Below are 17163 nucleotides of genomic sequence, written 5' to 3'. Positions count from 1 at the left end.
CGCTCGATGAATTGCGCGTCATTGCCGCCGCCGTGATCGGCGGAACGGCTCTGGCCGGCGGTATCGGGACGATCTACGGCGCCATTCTGGGGGCCCTGATCATGCAGTCGTTGCAATCGGGCATGGCCATGGTCGGCGTCGATGCGCCGCTTCAGAACATCGTTGTCGGCACCGTGCTGGTTCTCGCCGTACTGGTCGACATCATCTATCGCAAGCGCACGGGAGACTGAGATATGGACGCGCCTCTCGTAGAAATGAAAGACATGTGCATCTCCTTTGGTGGGGTGCGCGCCGTGGACCACGTCTCTGTCGATCTCTATCCCGGTGAAGTGGTGGGCCTGCTTGGCCACAACGGTGCCGGCAAATCAACGCTGATCAAGATCCTGTCCGGGGCCTACAAGTCCGACAGCGGCGAAATCCGCATCGAGGGCAAGGAAGTTCATATCCACTCGCCGCGGGACGCGCGGGCGCAGAACATCGAGACCATCTACCAGACGCTCGCTCTGGCGGACAATCTCGACGCCGCGTCCAACCTGTTTCTCGGCCGGGAACTGACCTCGCCGCTGGGCTTTGTCGATGACGACGCCATGGAAGCGGAAACCCGCAAGATCATGGGCCGGCTCAATCCGAACTTCAAAAAGTTCCATGCGCCGGTGAAGGCCCTCTCGGGCGGCCAGCGCCAGTCGGTGGCAATTGCCCGCGCGGTTTACTTCAACGCCAAGATCCTGATCATGGACGAGCCGACAGCCGCGCTCGGCGTGCATGAAACGCAGATGGTGGCCGAGCTGATCCAGGAACTGAAGAAACAGGGCCTCGGCATTTTCCTGATCAGCCACGACATTCATGACGTCTTCCAGCTCTGCGATCGCATTGCCGTCATGAAGAATGGCCAGCTTGTCGGCACCGCCCGTACCCAGGACGTGACTGACGACGATGTGCTCGGCATGATCATTCTCGGAAAGTGCCCGGACGGGGCCACCCCGGGACCGGGTGCTCTTGTCGACGACACTGTGGTCGGATAAACCGGCCTGATCCGCGGGCAACCGCCCGCGGATCTTCGCACGGGTGTGCCGGGGCTTACCCCTTGGGCCAAACAGTGCGAAGATCCATGCCGAAACCCTGAACAAGGGCATCGGCATTCTTTTTGATTGTTTTTGAGGAACGCACCTCATGTTTATCGGCATCGATATCGGTACCAGTTCGGTCAAGGCCATCCTGCTCGGTGAAGACCAGTCCCTGATCGCCTCGGCAACGGCGGAGCTGACCGTCGAGCGGCCTCATCCCGGCTGGTCCGAACAGGACCCGGACAGCTGGTGGACGGCCTGCGAAACCGTGCTGGATGCCTTGAAGGCTCAGGCGCCCAGGCAAATGGCGGCGGTGAAGGGCATTGGCCTGTCCGGCCACATGCATGGCGCTACCCTGCTGGATTCGGCGGGCAATCCGCTGCGCCCCTGCATTCTCTGGAACGACGGCCGTTCGGGAAAGCAATGCGCGGAGCTGGAGGCGAGCGAACCGAAATTCCTGACACTCGGCGGCAACCGGGTCATGCCTGGCTTCACCGCGCCGAAACTGCAATGGGTTCGCGAGAATGAACCGGAGACTTTTGCCAGGACCGAAATGGTGCTGCTGCCGAAGGACTATGTACGCTTCAAACTGACCGGCGACTACGTTGGCGACATGTCCGACAGTGCCGGAACACTGTGGCTCGACGTCGCCAGAAGGGACTGGAGCGACGAGCTGCTGGCTGCGACCGGACTTAGCCGCAAGAACATGCCGCGCCTTGTCGAGGGCTCGGAAAGTTCGGGCACGCTGAAGCCGGAACTCTGCGCCCGCTGGGGGTTCGGCGCCGCACCCGTCGTCGCCGGTGGCGGCGGTGACAACGCGGCCTCCGCATGCGGCGTCGGTGCCGTCGAGCCGGGTTCGGCCTTCGTCTCGCTCGGCACCTCCGGCGTTCTCTTTGTCACCAACGACCGGTTCTCGCCGAATGTTGAAAGCGCCGTTCACGCCTTCTGCCACGCCGTGCCGGACACTTGGCACCAGATGGGGGTTATCCTGTCGGCCACCGACAGCCTGAACTGGCTGGCGAGGACCTTGAAGAAGGCGCCGTCCAAGTTGACTGGCGCCCTGACATCGGTCAACGGACCGTCACCGGTCTCTTTCCTGCCTTACCTGGGCGGGGAACGCACCCCGCACAACGACGTCGGCATCCGTGCCGGGTTCTTCGGAATATCGCACGAAACGGACGATGCGGTCCTGACCCATGCGGTGCTTGATGGCGTGGCCTTTGCCCTGAAGGACTGCCTGGAGGCGCTCAGTGTCGCAGGAACGAAGGTCGAGCGCGTGCTGGCCGTCGGTGGCGGCTCCCGCTCCGAGGTCTGGCTGGAGATCATCGCCAGCCTCCTGAATGTGACCGTGGATGTGCCGGTCGACGGCGACTTCGGAGCGTCCCTGGGGGCTGCCCGGCTCGGGCAGGCCGCGGCGCTCGGAACGACGGAGGGCATCTTTGCCAAACCGGCCCTGAAAGCCAGCATCGATCCCGTTCCTGCCCTGACTGAAAGATACGCCGAAGGCTATGGCCGCTGGCGCAAGCTTTATCCGGCGCTCAAGCAGGCCGGATTTTAGAACAACCACCGTTTTGGGATCCTCAGTCGATCGCGACTGGAGATCCACCGATCTCAAGGAGTAGACAAATGAGCACTGGATTTTTCGGCGATCTGCAGCCGGTTCAATTCGCCGGCCCCGACAGCCGCGATCCGCTGGCCTACCGCCACTACAACAAGGACGAGATCGTCCTGGGCAAGCGCATGGAAGACCATCTGCGTTTTGCCGTCTGCTACTGGCACAGCTTCTGCTGGCCGGGCACCGATCCCTTCGGCGGGGAAACCTTCATGCGCTCCTGGATGGCGGCGGGTGGCGATCCGATGGAACAGGCGAAACTGAAGGCCGATGTCGCCTTCGAGATGTTCCAGATCCTCGGCATGCCGTTCTTCACTTTCCACGACCGCGATGTCGCGCCGGAAGGAAGAACGCTGGCGGAAAGCAACGCCAACGTGAACGCCATTGCCGACATTTTTGAGAAGAAGATGGCCGAGACCGGCATCAAGCTGCTCTGGGGCACGGCCAACATGTTCTCCAACCGCCGCTTCATGGCGGGCGCCGCCACCAACCCGGATCCGGAGGTCTTCGCCTATGCCGCGGCCCAGGTGAAAAACGCCATGGACGTCACCTACCGCCTCGGCGGGGAGAACTATGTGCTGTGGGGCGGACGCGAGGGCTATGAAACCCTGCTTAACACCAACATCAGGCAGGAGATGGACCAGTTTGGCCGCTTCCTGAACATGGTTGTGGAGTACAAGCACAAGATCGGCTTCAAGGGCGCGATCCTGATCGAGCCGAAGCCGCAGGAGCCTTCCAAGCACCAGTACGATTACGACGTTGCCACCGTCTACGGCTTCCTGAAGGCCTATGGTCTGGAAAACGAAGTCAAGATGAACATCGAACAGGGTCACGCCATCCTGGCCGGGCATTCCTTCGAACATGAGCTGCACATGGCCCGGTCGCTCGGCATCTTCGGCTCCGTCGACATGAACCGCAACGACTACCAGTGCGGCTGGGACACCGACCATTTCGGCATGAATGTGCCCGAACTGGCACTGGCCTACTATGAGATCCTGATGGCGGGCGGCTTCACCACCGGCGGCACCAACTTCGATGCCAAGCTGCGCCGCCAGTCGCTGGACCCGGTCGACCTGATCCAGGCCCATGTCGGCTCCGCCGACGCCATTGCCCGTGGCCTCAAGGCGGCGGCAGCCATGATGGAAGACGGTCGCCTGAAAGACTTCGTCGACGAGCGCTATGCCGGCTGGCAGAAGCCGGAAAACGCGGACATCCTGAAAGGCGGATCGTCTCTCGAGGCGCTCGCCGAACGTGTCCACGCCAGCGATCTGGAACCGCAGCCGAAATCCGGCAAGCAGGAATACCTGGAAAGCCTGGTAAACCTGTTCGTCTGACGGGAAAGAGGGCCTCCGGACTTTCCGGAGGCTCAACACGGCAACAGACCACGGTTTGTCATCACCCCAGGACGCTCCAAGGGCGTTCCGGAGGCCTGCCGGCCAAAGGTCAAGTGTCCGCAAACTTGTCCCGATATTCGCCGACGGTCGTGTTCAGGTGCCTTTTGAACGCCCGCTGCATCTGCTGAAAATCGGAAAAGCCGGAAACACGGATGGCGCTGCCGACGGGTGCACCACCCGCCAGTACATCCGCCGCCCGTTTGAGCCTGTAGCGTTCGAGATACTTCACCGGCGTCAGTCCGGAGCTTGCCGAGAACCGGCGGCTCAAAGTCCTTGGCGTCAGTCCGGCAGTGTCCGCCATCGTCTCCAGTGTCCAGTCGGCACCGGGATTGTCCTGCAGTGCGTCGACCAGCCGACCCAGTTCGCGGTCGCTGGAAAATTGCGCTTCGAGCAGGTCCGTGAACTGGTTCTGGCCACCGCTTCGTTTCAGGTAGACGACAAGTTCCCGGGCAACGGAAAGGGCCACCGCGTTGCCGTGGTCTCTGCGGATGATTTCCAGCGCCAGATCGATCCCGGATGCTACGCCCGCGGAGGTCATCACGTTTCCGTCGATGTGATAAAGCGCTTCCGTAGCCCAGTGCACCTCCGGGAACTGCTGGTGAGCCTGAGCGGCGCGGCGCCAGTGGGTCGTGGCATTCTTTCCTTTCAAAAGACCGGCTGAGGCCAGGATCAGTGCCCCGGAACAGATCGAGAGGACCCGCCGGTTGCCGCCTTTCGACGGCCAGCCGGCAAGGATGTCCAGTATCCTGGTGTCCTGCAGTGCGCGGTCGACTCCCTGGCCTCCGGGCACAAGGAGGTCCTGCGTACCGTCAAGGGTCGCGCGCGCATCGGCCTGCAGCCTCAGCCCGCAGGAAGAAAGGACCCCTTTGCCATCAGCGGACACAAAACGCAGCCTGTAGCGCTCCGGTCCGTCGGCATTGGACGAACTGAACGCCTGCACGGGCCCGGCCACGTCCAGAATGTTCAGGCCGTCGAAAAGCAGGATGTCGATCAGGCGAAGGGAATTGTCCATAATTGACGATACTATGTCATTATCGACACTCAATCCAGCCGGTAGATTTGACCGATCCCTCGGCAACCGGTCTGGACACACACATGCTCACGAGAAATTTCCTTCTGATCCTTCTTGCCAACATCGTGCTTGGATCGGCGATGCCGATGCTGATCATTCTGGGGGGGCTGGCCGGCGGCTGGCTTGCGCCCCATGAGTGGCTATCCACCGCACCGCCTTCGATGCAGATGCTTGCCGGGATCGTTGTCGCAACACCGGTATCGCTTTTCATGGGACGCTACGGCCGGCGCGCGGGCTTCCTGCTCGGCGCAGCGTGCCTCGTCGTTGGGGGAGGCCTCGCGGCAACGGCTCTCTTTCTGCAAAGCTTCGTTCTGCTCTGCCTGTCGCACACGGTCCTCGGTGCGGCGTTGATAAGCGTGAATTACTTCCGTTTCGCCGCCTCCGAGGCGGTTGCGGAAGAGCACCGCGCACAGGCGATTTCCTTCACGCTCGCCTCCGGACTGGTGGCAGCCCTGCTTGGGCCGCAGCTGTTTACCGAAGCCAGGGATCTGATGGCCCCCACGCCCTTGGCGGGCGCCTACCTTGCGATTGCCGGCCTCGGTGTTCTGGGAGCCGTGCCGGTCTTCTGGATCCGGATGCCGGCAACCTCGCCAAGGCCGTCCGGACGCCGGGCGGGCGGGGCGATGCGGATCCTGACCGGCAACCCCAGGGCAGTCACAGCCATCGGGCTTGCAGCCCTCTCGCAGGCGATGATGGTGCTTCTGATGACACCGACGCCTTTGGCGATGATCGGCTGCGGTTTCGGCGAGGACCAGGCCGCGGATGTCATCCGCTGGCATGTGATGGCCATGTTTGCGCCCGGTTTCGTGACCGGATCCCTGATCCGGCGGTTCGGCGGCAACAGGATCGCCATCATTGGGCTCGTCCTGCTGTTCGCCTCCGCGCTGACCGCCTGGTCCGGCATCGGGCTTCTTGACTTCTACGGAGCGCTCGTGCTGCTCGGTTTCGGCTGGAACTTCGGTTTCATCGGCGGAACGCATCTGCTGCAGGCAGCCTTGAGCGACGAGGAACGGCCGCTGGTGCAGGGTGTGAACGACACGCTGCTGGCGATTTCATCCGCGTCTGCATCGCTTCTTTCCGGAGCCCTCTTTGCCGGTATCGGCTGGACCGGTCTTGCGGCAGTGGCAGCCCCCATGCTGGCGGTGCTTGCACTTGTTCTGGCCGTCCGGTTCCGCCGCCGGGAAGTCCCGGTAACGGGCTGAGAGGTTCAGGGTAGGGCCCCTCCCTCCCTAAAAGAGCCGCAAACCGTCCGGATCGGCCAGATTGTGCAGGCGGTGCGCGGCGTTTCTGGCAAAGCGCAGGGTCACCGACTTGCGCGTTGCCGCCGCAAGCTTGTGCTCGGGCGCCTCGCGCAGGATCTCGGCACCGAACCCGTCCGAGACGATCAGCCCGGCCTCTTCGGGAAAAATCTCCAATGGGACATCCGGGTGGGTGGCGAAATAAAGCCGGTCGCAATGCTGCCGGTAGTCGGGCCACTTGCTGTCCGCGCGGAAATCGGCCACCGAGGATTTGACCTCGACGATCCAGAGTTCGTGCTTCGGTCCCAGCGCCAGGAGATCCGCCCGGCGTGCGGAGGCCAGCGTGACTTCGGCAAGGCATGCAAAGTCGAGCTGGCGCAGCAACCGTGCCGTCCCGCGCCACACTTTCAGTGCGGTTTCCGATTGCCGGCCGTCCTTGAGCGGGTCGTCCAGACGCAAGCGGCCGGAAGTGGGCTGAAGATCGTTGCTCATCCCGATTTTGTTCCATATTTGTTCGCATATTTCAAGTTGGCAAACGGAGGAGTTGACCTGTGAAGGGAAATTGCGTGTTCTAGCGTCATTGTAAAAAATACCGGATCGAACCGGGAGGGGTGGATGAAGCTGGAATTTTCACTGGGCAGCCTGATGCTTGCCGCGTGTCTCATGGTCGCGGGCGGCCCTGCATTTGCTGCAAAGGGCGATCTGAAAATCCGCGTGCCGAAATCCGCTCCGCTTCTGCAGGGCAAGACACTCGATCTGAGATTTGCGAAGTTCGCGCAGGGAATCTGGGTGACGGACGGGGGGGACTGTCCGGCGCCCAATATCGACCGGACACGGGCAGGCTCCACGCTGGCGATCTATCGCGGCCTGCTGGAGATGCAGGGGCGGATCTGTCAGGTCTATGGCGCCGAACGCGAGGGCCGGCAGACCCAGCGGGCGGCCCTCAATTGCCTTATGGACGATGGCGGAGAAGCAATCCAGCTCGTCACCGTCCAGCCGAGGGGCGCGGGCGGCCTGATGGTCCAGGAAGGCGAGCGCCCGCCGGTCCAGTTCCGGTTTTGCGAACAGATCACGCCGATCCTGCAGACCGCAGGCGACTGAGTTTGGTCCCTGTCTATTGTCGGGAAGGGCTATCGCATTTCGAAGGTTGCTGTTTGTGAGTCAATTCTGCTCTGAAAACCCTGGCTTTCGATGCCATGGCCGCGCCATGGCATGACGAAAGCACTGGTTTGCACGTTCTCTGACCGTGCAACTCTTCACAAAATCCGGAACATGCAGAGCGTGCTCTAGATTTCCGGGCCGGCCCAGATGTTCGACCGGGCAATCTTCTTCGGCGTCCGCGATTCGGAGATATGCGCCGTCAGGGGGTCCAGCTCGCACAGCGCTTCATATTGGCTTAGGAAGACCTGCCCTGTCAGGTGCTTCAGGAACTCTGTCTTTTTCAGCCGGTCCATGACGGGCCCCTTGACTTCCGAAAGATGGAAGGTGACGCCCGAGTCCGAAAGCCGATGGTTGATTTCCTCAAGGCTCTCCAGCGCGCTGGCGTCGATCTCGTTGACCGCCGGACACATCAGCACAACGTGTTCCAGATCCGGTTTTTCCGCGACAAGGGCGTAGATCTTGTCTTCCAGGAACCTGGAATTGGCGAAAAACAGGCTTTCGTCCACCCTGAGGGTCAGAACCCGCTGGCCGGTAACCACCTTGTGCCGGTCGATGTTCCGGAAATGCTCGGTTCCGGGAACAATGCCGACAATGGCCATATGCGGCCGGCTGCTGCGGTAGAGATAGAGCGCAATGGAAAGCCCGACGCCCGAGACCACGCCCGGTTCGACGCCGAAGAACAGCGTGATCAGAACCGTTGCGGCCATCGCCGCGAAATCGCTTTTCGAATAGGCGTAGGTCCGTTTGATCGCACCGAGATCCACGAGCGACAGGACGGCGACGATGATGGTCGCGGCAAGCGTTGCCTGGGGCAGATGCGTCAGAAGCGGCGTCAGGAACAAGGTGGCAAGGGCGATGCCGACGGCGGTGAAGGCTCCGGCGGCGGGCGTCGCCGCGCCGGCATCGAAATTGACGACGGAACGGGCGAAGCCGCCGGTCACCGGATAGCCGCCGGAAATGGCCGAAGCGATGTTGGACGCCCCGAGGCCGATCAGCTCCTGGTCCGGTTCGATGCGCTGACGCTTCTTGGCGGCCAGCGTCTGGGCAACGGAGACCGATTCCACGAAGCCGATGACCGAAATCAGCAGGGCAGGTCCGGCCAGCGCCAGCCAGAGTTCGCTGTCGAACGAGGGCAGGTGCGGCACCGGCAGGCCGGAGGGGATGTCACCGACAACCCGCACGCCCTTTTCGCCAAGTTGAAAGGCTGCGGACAGGCTCGTGGTGACGGCGACGGCCGCCACGGGTCCGGCCTTGGTCAGCGTGTCGGCGAGGAACGGTTTCAGGCCGAAGCCGAGCAGCAGCTTCTTCAGGCCCTTGCGGACCCAGAACAGGAAGGCTGTTGCCGAAACCCCGATCGCGAAGGTGATCCAGTTGACCTCGCCGAGGTGGCTGCCGATGGACAGCAGAATGTCGTAGAGCGTGTGGCCATTGGCTTTCACGCCCAGTATGTGCTTCAGCTGACTTGATGCGATCAGAAGGCCCGATGCGGTGATGAAGCCGGAAATGACCGGGTGGCTCAGGAGATTGGCAAGGAACCCCAGCCGGAACAGGCCCATGGCGATCAGCATGAGGCCGGAGAGAAGCGCAAGCACGATGGCCGCGCCGAGATATTCCGGCGTACCTTGCTGAGTTAGTTCGCCCACCGCCGAAGCGGTCATCAGGGACACGACGGCCACCGGGCCGACTGCGAGTGCCCGGCTTGTGCCGAAAAGGGCATAGGCAACCAGCGGCAGGATTGAGGCATAGAGCCCGACTTCCGGCGGCAATCCGGCCAGCAGGGCATAGGCGAGCGATTGCGGGATCAGCATGATCGTCACGATCACGGCGGCGACCAGGTCGTTGGTCGCCGTTTCCTTGCCGTAGGTCTTGCCCCAGTCGAGAATGGGCAGATAGCGCGTTAGCCAATTCATGAGTTCGGCCTGTGGTTTGCCATATAAAAGAAACGAGCCGGGGGACCGGCTCAAGTTTGATGGGGCCCGTGCTTTTTGGGGCTTATTATGCTGCCGTGACCTTTTCCGGCTTGGCCATCCATTCCTTGCCGCGCAGCATGGCGCGCCAGTAAACGGGTGGCAGGATGCGTTCCTTCAGCAGCCATGCGGTCCGCGTCGGCTTGGTCCCGTCCACCAGCCAACGCGGAAAGCTCGGCAACAGCGTTCCGCCGTAACCGAACTCGGCAAGAATGATCTTGCCGTGTTCTACGGTCAACGGGCAGGAGCCGTAACCGTCGTACTGCACGGTGGCACTGTGTCCATTGATGTCGGACACGATGTTTTCGGCCACCACCGGCGCCTGCTTGCGTGCCGCCGCCGCCGTCTTGGCATTGGGGGCATTCATCACATCCCCCAGCGACCAGATGTTGTCATAGGTCTTGTGGCGCAGGGTCGCCTGATCGACATCAACCCAGCCGGCCGCATCCGCCAGCGGCGAAACGCGGATGAAGTCCGGTGCCGTCTGGGGCGGTGTGACGTGGATCATGTCGAAGTCGACTTCGATTCGGCGAAGGTCCTTTTCAGGTTCCTTCACCTCGAAGACCGCCTTTTTCGCCGGCCCGTCGATGGCAACCAGATTGTGGAAGAAGTTCAGGTCGATGCCATAGCGGTTCACGTAGTCCATCAGCGCGGGTACGTAGTCCTTGACGCCGAAGAGCACGCCGCCCGCATTCATGAACTGAATATTGATGTTGCCGAGCCGTCCGGTCCTGACCCAGTAGTCGGCGGACAGGTACATTGCCTTCTGCGGCGCCCCGGCGCATTTGATCGGCATCGGCGGCTGGGTGAAGAGCGCCCGCCCGGTCTTGGTCTCCTGCACCAGTTGCCAGGTGTAGGGCGCCATGTCGTAGCGGTAGTTGGACGTCACGCCGTTCTTGCCGAGCGTTTCAACCAGTCCTTCGACCTTGTGCCAGTCGAGCTTGAGGCCCGGACAGACGACGAGCCGGCCGTATTTGACCACCCGGCAGCCGTCGAGGATGACCGCATTGTCCTTCGGCTCGAAGGCGGCGACCGCCGACTTGATCCAGTGCACGCCCTTCGGGATGAGAGAGCCCATGGTCTTGGCCGTGTCGGATGCCTGGAAGACACCGCCGCCGACCATGGTCCAGCCCGGCTGGTAGTAGTGCACGTCTGCCGGGTCGATGATGGCGATCTCCAGATCGGACTTGCGGGCAAGCAGGCTGGAGGCAACGGAAATCCCGGCCGCCCCGCCACCGACGATGACGACGTCGAAGCGGGCGTCTTCCGCCGTTTCCGTCGGCGTGCGGCCGCCGTTGGCGATCCGCCGCACCACCCCGGCCATGTCGTATCCGGCGGCCCGGGTCTGGGCCAGGATATCGGCCAGCGGCTGACTGCCGGCTTCCGACAGAGACCAGAGCGTGGTTGACCTTGTGCCGGTCCGGCAATAGGCCAGCACCGGCTTCGGCAGGCTGTTCATCAGCTCACCGAAGGCGGTGGCGTCCTCGTCCCGCACCTTGCCGGCGACGATCGGTAGATAGCGCGCTTCAAGCCCGAGCTTCTTCGCGGCCGTCTCGATTTCCTCGAAGGATGGCTGGTCGGCCCCTTCGCCGTCCGGCCGGTTGCAGATCACCGACCGGTAGCCCTGCTGGGCGATGGTCGCAAGATCTTCCGGCCGGATCTGGGGCGCGACCGTTATCTGTGCGTTGATTGCCTTCATGGTCGTGGTCTTCCGTCCTGGTACCTGGTCGAGGGTTAGAGCGTGTTCACCGGCACCTTGAGGAAGGTCTTGCCGCTGTCGTCCGCCGGCGGCAGCTGGCCGGCCCGCATGTTCACCTGGAGGGACGGAATGATCAGCTTGGGCATGTCAAGCGTGGCGTCCCGTTCGGTGCGGAACTTGACGAATTCGTCCTTCGTCTTGCCGCGGCCGACATGGATATTGTGCTCCTTTTCGGCTCCGACCGTGGTTTCCCACTGGATGTCGCGGCCGTTGGGGCCGTAGTCGTGGCACATGAACAGGCGCATGTCGTCCGGCAGGGCGAGCACCTTCTGGATGCTGTCGTAGAGCGTGCCGGCATCTCCGCCCGGGAAGTCGGCGCGGGCCGAACCGCCGTCAGGCATGAACAGCGTGTCGCCGGCAAAGGCGGCATCGCCCATCACATGGACCATGCAGGCCGGGGTGTGGCCGGGCGTATAGATGGCAAAGGCCGTCAGGCCGCCGATCTGGTAGGTGTCGCCATCCCTGAACAGGCGGTCGAACTGGCTGCCGTCCCGCTGGAACTCCGTGCCTTCGTTAAAGACCTTGCCGAAAGTTTCCTGAACGACGGTGATCTTGTCGCCGATGCCGAGCTTGCCGCCGAGCTTCTGCTGAATGTAGGGCGCGGCGGACAGGTGGTCTGCATGCACATGGGTTTCGATCAGCCACTCCAGCTCCAGGCCCTTGTCCTGGATGAAGGCGATGATTTCGTCGGCGTGATCGTAGGTGATACGGCCGGCGGCATAGTCGATGTCCATGACGCTGTCGACGACGGCACAGGACTTGGAGTCCGGATCCTTGACCACATAGCTGATGGTGTTGGTGGCCGGATCGAAAAAGGCAGTCACGTCCGGGGTGACGGTCATGTCGACCGGATAATTGGAATTGCTCACTTTGATCTCCCTGACTAATGGGTCAGATGGCTGTGTCTTTCAGGCCTTGACGGAGTTCCTGGGAACGCCTGCATTGCTCATCCACCGAGCGGCCAGCATGCCTGCGGCAATTGCGGCGATCGTGATGAGCGGGCCGGTCATGCCGATACCCAGAACCGGGATCAGGCCGCCCGGGCAAAATCCGCTTAGACCCCAGCCGATACCGAAGATGGCGGAACCGCCGACGAGTTTCAAATCGAGATCCTGTTTGGTCGGCAGCGTGAACTTGGAGGCCAGCAGGGGGTGCTGCATCCGGAACACAAGGCGATAGCCGATTGCGGTCACCAGCAGCGCTCCGCCCATCACGAAGGCAAGGCTCGGATCCCAGGTGCCGGCGACGTCGAAGAAGTTGAGCACCTTGGCTGGGTTGCCCATGCCGGAAATCAGAATGCCCGTTCCGAACAGGAGGCCGAATGCAAAAGCGGTAAGAAGTCTCATGCCCTTATCCTCCGATCACGTGACGGGTGATGAAGACCGTCAGGGCGGCTGTTGCCATGAAGGTCACGGTAGCGGCGATGGAACGTGCCGACAGCCGCGAAATGCCGCAGACGCCGTGGCCGCTCGTGCAGCCGGAGCCGAAGGTCGTGCCGACGCCGGTCAGAAAGCCGCCGACGATCAGCAGCAGGGGCGAGGACGGGATCGAGATCTGGGGAAGCTGTCCGGTGAAGGCGAGCAGGATCACGGGGCTTGCGACCATGCCCGCGAGGAACGCCGCGCGCCACGCCCAGTCCGAGTTCAAGTGTGTCGACATGAAACCGCTCAGGATGCCGTTGATGCCGGCGATCCGTCCGTGCGAGGCCATGAGGGCGACCGTTGCAAGCCCGATGAGCGTTCCGCCCGCGAAGCTGAGAAGTGGTGTGAAGTCAGTCATGATGGACCCCTGATTACTATATTTTCGAATATATGAATATAAGCCAAAAGTTTCAAGTGGAGGCTTTTTGAAAAAGTAGCAGGATCCGAAGCTTGAGGGAACGGCGCGCCGGACGGGCATTTCGTACGATTATTCCCGTTGCGCGTGGTTCCGGTGGACATAAGCGGTTGACTTGTCAGGTGTTCTTTCTGGCAGAAACCGGTCCCCGCGCCTCGGCCGGAAAGCGGCAACGATTTTCCAACCGCTCGGTTCGTGATAAGGTTTCCCGAAGACCCCTCGAAGGGAGACTGCTGTGCCGCAGGCCCGTTCAGAGCGCAGGCTGGCTGCCATCATGTGTGCAGATGCCGTCGGTTTCTCCAGGCGCATGGGGAGCGACGAAACGGGGACGCTGCACTTGCTGAATGCCTTGCGGGAGGAGGTCTTCGACCCGTTGGTGGCCGATCACAGCGGCCGCATTTTCAAGCTGACCGGAGACGGCGCGCTGGCGGTTTTCGGCAGCATCGTTGAAGGCGTGGAATGCGCGCTCGACATCCAGCGGAAGCTGAGGGGCCGCAACGAAACAACGGCTCCTGAAAAGCAGCTGGAGTTTCGTATTGGCGTCAATCTCGGTGACGTCCTGTTTCAGGGAGACGACATTTACGGTGACGGAGTGAACGTTGCCGCCCGCCTGGAAGCGCTGGCTCCGCCGGGCGGCGTGGCACTGAGCGGCGCCGCCTTTCGTCACCTGGCAGGCAAACTGGTGGCGGTTTTCGAAGACACCGGGTTACGCCCCCTGAAGAATATCGTCGAGCCGATCCATGTATATCTGTGGCCGCATGACGACAACGACGGCACCGGAAAGGGCGCCGGCGTTCAGGCCGGAACCGGCCTGCCGGTATCCGGAAAACCCGCCATCTGCATCCGTCCCTTTGTATGCCGAGGTGGGCAGGATGGAGATGATTTCTTCGGAGACGGCATTGCTGAAGACATCATTTACGGGATTTCGCGGTTCTCCGGCATAGACGTGATCGGGCGCTGTTCGGCCTTCGCGGAACGGACCCGGCACATGTCGGTTCAGGAAATGCGCGAGGAAATCGGCGTACGCTATGTGGTCGACGGCAGTGTCCGGCGGGGCGGCGGCCGTGTCAGGATTTCCGTGGAACTTACGGACAGCAAAAGCGGTCTGCAGGTCTGGGCCAACCGCTATGACCACGAACTGACGGACATCTTTGCCATCGAGGATGACATCGTCGAGGAAATCGTGGCGGCTCTTCCGGGGCAGATCCTGAAGGCGGAAACAAACCGGGTGAAACGGAAACCGCCCGAAGACATGACAGCCTACGACCATGTGATCGCGGGGCGATTGCACCATCACGCCGTGCGGCCGGAAGACAACCGGCTAGCCCAGCAGCACCTGTCGAGAGCCATCGAGCTGGACCCCGAGTATGCGGACGCCTACGCGTGGCGGGCCTGCACCCTCGGACAATCCGTCGAATTCGGGTTTTCGGAAGATCCCGAAGCGGTCGAGAACGAAGCTTTCGCCATGATCGACAAGGCGATGAGCATCGACGAAGATCATCTTGAGTGTCACAGGCTGCTGGCGGAAGTCTGCATGATGACGGGCAAGCTCGATCAGGCCGCGGTCCACAATGAACGGGCCCTGTCGATGAACTCTTTCGATCCGCGGCTGCTGGCGCAAAAGGGCGAAGTCCTGACCTGGCAGGGCGATGCCGCGGAAGGCGTGAACTGGGTCCGGCGGGCGATGGAACTCGATCCGTTCGGAGCACCCGGCCGGGCCCATCTCCTTGGAAACGCCCTTTTTGCGTCCGGCCGGTTTGAGGAAGCCGTGCGGGCCTACGGCATGATCCCGACGCCCGGATACCGGCACCTGGCCTTTACGGCCGCCGCGCAGGCGCAGGCCGGCAATCTTGCCGAGGCCCGCCGGCTGGCCCTGAAGGCGCGGCAGTTGAAGCCGGAGTTTTCGGTTCGGGAGGTGAGCGCTTCCCTGCCGTTCCGGGACCGGACCCTGGCCGTCCCCTTCGCCGATGCCATGAAGAAAGCCGGATTGCCGGACTGAGTGCCCGTTGTTGGCGGCCTTGTCTCAAGGTCTTGCCGAAAGAGTTTCCGTTGCGCGGCCGGAGGAAAGGACCACCTCCACGCCATCGGCACGTTTTCGTGTCGCGGCGCCAGGTAGGAGCAGGGCGGGATTGTCGGCGGCGTCCGGAACCTCGACATCGGTCTTGGGCCCGGAGAATTCTCCCATGGGCCGCAGGATGTCCTCATGGACCACGCTGCCGAGGTAAAGCGGGGAAAGGTGTCCGCCCCGCAGGATTTCATAGCGGCTCGGCCACAGGCGCAGCACCCATCGCCCGCCCCTGGCCTCGCCAGGATCCTTGCGGATCAGCACGAGGTCGGGCTGGCGGCCGTTCTGGCTGCGTGGCAGGATGGGGAGAGAATCCGGCGGTGTTTCACCTTCCACGAAGCCGCCCGCCGTCGTCAGCGACCATTTCGGCGGCAGTTGCCATCCGGCCTTTTCCGCGGTCTTCGCGAAGGCCTCCAGAGACCCGGAATACTGGATCACCAGGGGTTCTTCCCTGTCGCCGTTCAGTTCGATGCGGTGGGACGGCAAAAACCGCCAGCTTGTGTCGCGCCAGCCGGACGCCGTCAGGATTTCCTTGTTGGCGTGCGGGGCATAGGTTGCCAGGGCCGTGTCGAAGGACCTGGACAGATGCCAGCCGCCGAAGACGACAAGGGTGGCCGCCACAATTCCGGCAAGGGTCGTGCGGCCGATTTTCTCGTTGTGAATGGGACCGAAGACGAACGCAAAGGCGGACACCATCGCTGTTCCGAACAGGAGGCCGGCAAGCACGTCCGACATCCAGTGCGCCCCGAGATAGATCCGGGAAAAGCCGATGGTGATGACGAGCGTTGCGGTGACGGTGAAGATGGCGGCCTTGGCCCATCGTTTCAGATCGTGCGCGACGAGCACCGCGCAAATGCCGAACAGCACCGCGTTGAGGGTGGCGTGACCGCTGGGGAAACTGTAGGCATCCGCTCCCGCGTAAAGCTCGATCGGCCGCGAGCGGTGCAGCAGCAGCTTGAACAGCGGCACGAACAACGCGGTTCCCGCCATGGCGATGGCAAAACCGGTGCCGCGCCGCCAGGCTTTCCGGAGAAACAGATAGGCGGCAACCGCGATGCTGACGGCCGCGACCACGACCCCGTCGCCGAGTGTGGTCATGAAAACCATGATCCTGTCGCCGGCCGGTGTGCGCAGACTGTCGAACAGGTTCAGGATTGCCAGGTCCGCCCGTACCATCGGTTCGCCCGGGGCGACTTCGCCCATAAGCCAGAAAAAGGCAGGCATCGTGATCAGCAGCAGAACGGCCGAGGCGAGCATGCCGGCGGATCGTGGGTGAGCCGGATCGAAATTGCGAGCAATCCATTGCGACACCCGGTCCTCGCGCCTTGCGAAACCCTTGATGATGACCGCATGGGTATTGGGAAACAGTGGCAGGATGATCAGGATCAGCCAGCGGCCGAGCATCACCGCCAGGAAGACGATCACGAGCAGCGCCCCCACGACAACGGCAAGGCGCGTGCTGACCTGGCCGAGCGCATCCAGGGCGGACCCGGCAATGATCCCGGGGGCGATATGAGCCACTGTCCAGGCAAAGGCGGAGGTGACGTTGACCACGGTGAAACGGGTGAAATCCATGCCCGCCATACCGGCAATGCCGGGCACGACGGATTTGACGCCCGGAACGAAGCGGCCGATGAAAACGCTCTTGCCGCCATGCTGCTTGAAGAAGGCCTCGCCGCGCTCGATGATCTCCACATACTTGCAGAGCGGCCACATGCTCTTGATCTTGTCCTTGAAGAGATAGCCGATCCAGTAGGAGACGGCGTCACCCGCCGTTGCGCCGAGCGTCGTCCAGATGAAGAGCGGTACCGGATCCAGCTTGCCGAGCCCGATCAGTGTGCCGGCGCCGACGAGGACCACCGTCGTCGGCACGAAAAGGCCGATCAGGAACAGGGCCTCGCCCATGGCTGCCAGAAAGCAGATCAGACCTGCCAGCGACGGGTTGTCCGCGATGAAGGTCAATACGGGATCAATAAATTCGGTCACGGACCTTGG

At 62.5% G+C, this 17163-nt stretch carries 15 protein-coding genes; 7 read left to right on the top strand and 8 right to left on the bottom strand.

Features of this window, described 5'->3' with window-relative positions; translation table 11 throughout:
* The 4 genes from ACQY7U_RS14045 to xylA all read left to right on the top strand — a co-directional run.
* Positions 1-230: ABC transporter permease subunit (locus tag ACQY7U_RS14045; RefSeq protein WP_428645419.1), on the top strand; the 230-nt coding region annotated here is incomplete at its 5' end.
* Between the two features lie 24 nt (positions 231-254).
* A complete protein-coding gene (locus ACQY7U_RS14040; protein WP_428645423.1) occupies positions 255-1022 on the top strand; it encodes an ATP-binding cassette domain-containing protein in 768 nt (255 codons plus the stop codon).
* Between the two features lie 148 nt (positions 1023-1170).
* Positions 1171-2622 (top strand): xylulokinase, encoded by a 1452-nt coding sequence (xylB, locus tag ACQY7U_RS14035; RefSeq protein ID WP_428645417.1) that lies wholly within the window; start codon positions 1171-1173, stop codon positions 2620-2622.
* A gap of 68 nt (positions 2623-2690) precedes the next feature.
* A complete protein-coding gene (xylA, locus tag ACQY7U_RS14030) occupies positions 2691-4010 on the top strand; it encodes a xylose isomerase (protein WP_428645416.1) in 1320 nt (439 codons plus the stop codon).
* Positions 4011-4119: 109 nt separating this feature from the next.
* On the opposite strand, the gene ACQY7U_RS14025 is transcribed toward xylA, so the two are convergent.
* Positions 4120-5082 carry a GlxA family transcriptional regulator gene (locus tag ACQY7U_RS14025; RefSeq protein WP_428645415.1) on the bottom strand — a complete coding sequence of 321 codons (963 nt, stop codon included), beginning with the start codon at positions 5080-5082 and terminating at the stop codon, positions 4120-4122.
* Between the two features lie 83 nt (positions 5083-5165).
* On the opposite strand from ACQY7U_RS14025, the gene ACQY7U_RS14020 reads away from it, so the two are divergent.
* A complete protein-coding gene (locus ACQY7U_RS14020) occupies positions 5166-6344 on the top strand; it encodes an MFS transporter (protein ID WP_428645413.1) in 1179 nt (392 codons plus the stop codon).
* Between the two features lie 27 nt (positions 6345-6371).
* On the opposite strand, the gene ACQY7U_RS14015 is transcribed toward ACQY7U_RS14020, so the two are convergent.
* On the bottom strand, positions 6372-6872 hold the full coding sequence (locus tag ACQY7U_RS14015; RefSeq protein ID WP_428645411.1) for an MmcB family DNA repair protein: 501 nt from the start codon (positions 6870-6872) through the stop codon (positions 6372-6374).
* Positions 6873-6995: 123 nt separating this feature from the next.
* Here ACQY7U_RS14015 and ACQY7U_RS14010 point away from each other — a divergent pair, with 123 nt between their 5' ends.
* Positions 6996-7481: a hypothetical protein gene (locus ACQY7U_RS14010; RefSeq protein WP_428645409.1), complete on the top strand. Its 486-nt coding sequence runs from the start codon at positions 6996-6998 to the stop codon at positions 7479-7481.
* Positions 7482-7666: 185 nt separating this feature from the next.
* On the opposite strand, the gene ACQY7U_RS14005 is transcribed toward ACQY7U_RS14010, so the two are convergent.
* The 5 genes from ACQY7U_RS14005 to ACQY7U_RS13985 all read right to left on the bottom strand — a co-directional run bounded on the left by ACQY7U_RS14005 (position 7667) and on the right by ACQY7U_RS13985 (position 13046).
* Complete coding sequence (locus tag ACQY7U_RS14005; protein ID WP_428645407.1) at positions 7667-9451, bottom strand: SulP family inorganic anion transporter; 1785 nt, start codon at positions 9449-9451, stop codon at positions 7667-7669.
* Positions 9452-9536: 85 nt separating this feature from the next.
* Positions 9537-11207, bottom strand: coding sequence for a TIGR01244 family sulfur transferase (locus tag ACQY7U_RS14000; protein WP_428645405.1), 1671 nt, complete (start codon positions 11205-11207; stop codon positions 9537-9539).
* 35 nt (positions 11208-11242) lie between these two features.
* Positions 11243-12109 (bottom strand): MBL fold metallo-hydrolase, encoded by an 867-nt coding sequence (locus tag ACQY7U_RS13995; RefSeq protein ID WP_428645421.1) that lies wholly within the window; start codon positions 12107-12109, stop codon positions 11243-11245.
* 66 nt (positions 12110-12175) lie between these two features.
* Positions 12176-12613 carry a DUF6691 family protein gene (locus tag ACQY7U_RS13990; RefSeq protein ID WP_428645404.1) on the bottom strand — a complete coding sequence of 146 codons (438 nt, stop codon included), beginning with the start codon at positions 12611-12613 and terminating at the stop codon, positions 12176-12178.
* Positions 12614-12617: 4 nt separating this feature from the next.
* Complete coding sequence (locus ACQY7U_RS13985) at positions 12618-13046, bottom strand: YeeE/YedE family protein (RefSeq protein WP_428645403.1); 429 nt, start codon at positions 13044-13046, stop codon at positions 12618-12620.
* Positions 13047-13338: 292 nt separating this feature from the next.
* Between ACQY7U_RS13985 and ACQY7U_RS13980 the strand changes: the two genes are divergently transcribed.
* Complete coding sequence (locus tag ACQY7U_RS13980) at positions 13339-15102, top strand: adenylate/guanylate cyclase domain-containing protein (protein WP_428645401.1); 1764 nt, start codon at positions 13339-13341, stop codon at positions 15100-15102.
* A 24-nt stretch (positions 15103-15126) separates the two neighbouring features.
* On the opposite strand, the gene ACQY7U_RS13975 is transcribed toward ACQY7U_RS13980, so the two are convergent.
* Entirely contained in the window at positions 15127-17154 is a 2028-nt protein-coding gene (locus tag ACQY7U_RS13975; protein ID WP_428645399.1) for a VTT domain-containing protein, read from the bottom strand.
* Positions 17155-17163: the final 9 nt, after the last annotated feature.

Origin of the sequence: Roseibium sp. (assembly GCF_050301095.1) — a bacterium.
In the GTDB taxonomy this organism is placed as follows: Bacteria; Pseudomonadota; Alphaproteobacteria; order Rhizobiales; family Stappiaceae; genus Roseibium.
This window is presented reverse-complemented; position numbering and strand designations above follow the sequence as displayed.

Excerpts from the sequence above, each read along its gene's own strand:
- ACQY7U_RS14040 (WP_428645423.1), top strand. The coding sequence starts at position 255 with ATGAAAGACATGTGCATCTCCTTTGGTGGGGTGCGCGCCGTGGACCAC.
- xylB (WP_428645417.1), top strand. The coding sequence starts at position 1,171 with ATGTTTATCGGCATCGATATCGGTACCAGTTCGGTCAAGGCCATCCTG.
- xylA (WP_428645416.1), top strand. The coding sequence starts at position 2,691 with ATGAGCACTGGATTTTTCGGCGATCTGCAGCCGGTTCAATTCGCCGGC.
- ACQY7U_RS14025 (WP_428645415.1), bottom strand. The coding sequence starts at position 5,082 with ATGGACAATTCCCTTCGCCTGATCGACATCCTGCTTTTCGACGGCCTG.
- ACQY7U_RS14020 (WP_428645413.1), top strand. The coding sequence starts at position 5,166 with ATGCTCACGAGAAATTTCCTTCTGATCCTTCTTGCCAACATCGTGCTT.
- ACQY7U_RS14015 (WP_428645411.1), bottom strand. The coding sequence starts at position 6,872 with ATGAGCAACGATCTTCAGCCCACTTCCGGCCGCTTGCGTCTGGACGAC.
- ACQY7U_RS14010 (WP_428645409.1), top strand. The coding sequence starts at position 6,996 with ATGAAGCTGGAATTTTCACTGGGCAGCCTGATGCTTGCCGCGTGTCTC.
- ACQY7U_RS14005 (WP_428645407.1), bottom strand. The coding sequence starts at position 9,451 with ATGAATTGGCTAACGCGCTATCTGCCCATTCTCGACTGGGGCAAGACC.
- ACQY7U_RS14000 (WP_428645405.1), bottom strand. The coding sequence starts at position 11,207 with ATGAAGGCAATCAACGCACAGATAACGGTCGCGCCCCAGATCCGGCCG.
- ACQY7U_RS13995 (WP_428645421.1), bottom strand. The coding sequence starts at position 12,109 with ATGACCGTCACCCCGGACGTGACTGCCTTTTTCGATCCGGCCACCAAC.
- ACQY7U_RS13990 (WP_428645404.1), bottom strand. The coding sequence starts at position 12,613 with ATGAGACTTCTTACCGCTTTTGCATTCGGCCTCCTGTTCGGAACGGGC.
- ACQY7U_RS13985 (WP_428645403.1), bottom strand. The coding sequence starts at position 13,046 with ATGACTGACTTCACACCACTTCTCAGCTTCGCGGGCGGAACGCTCATC.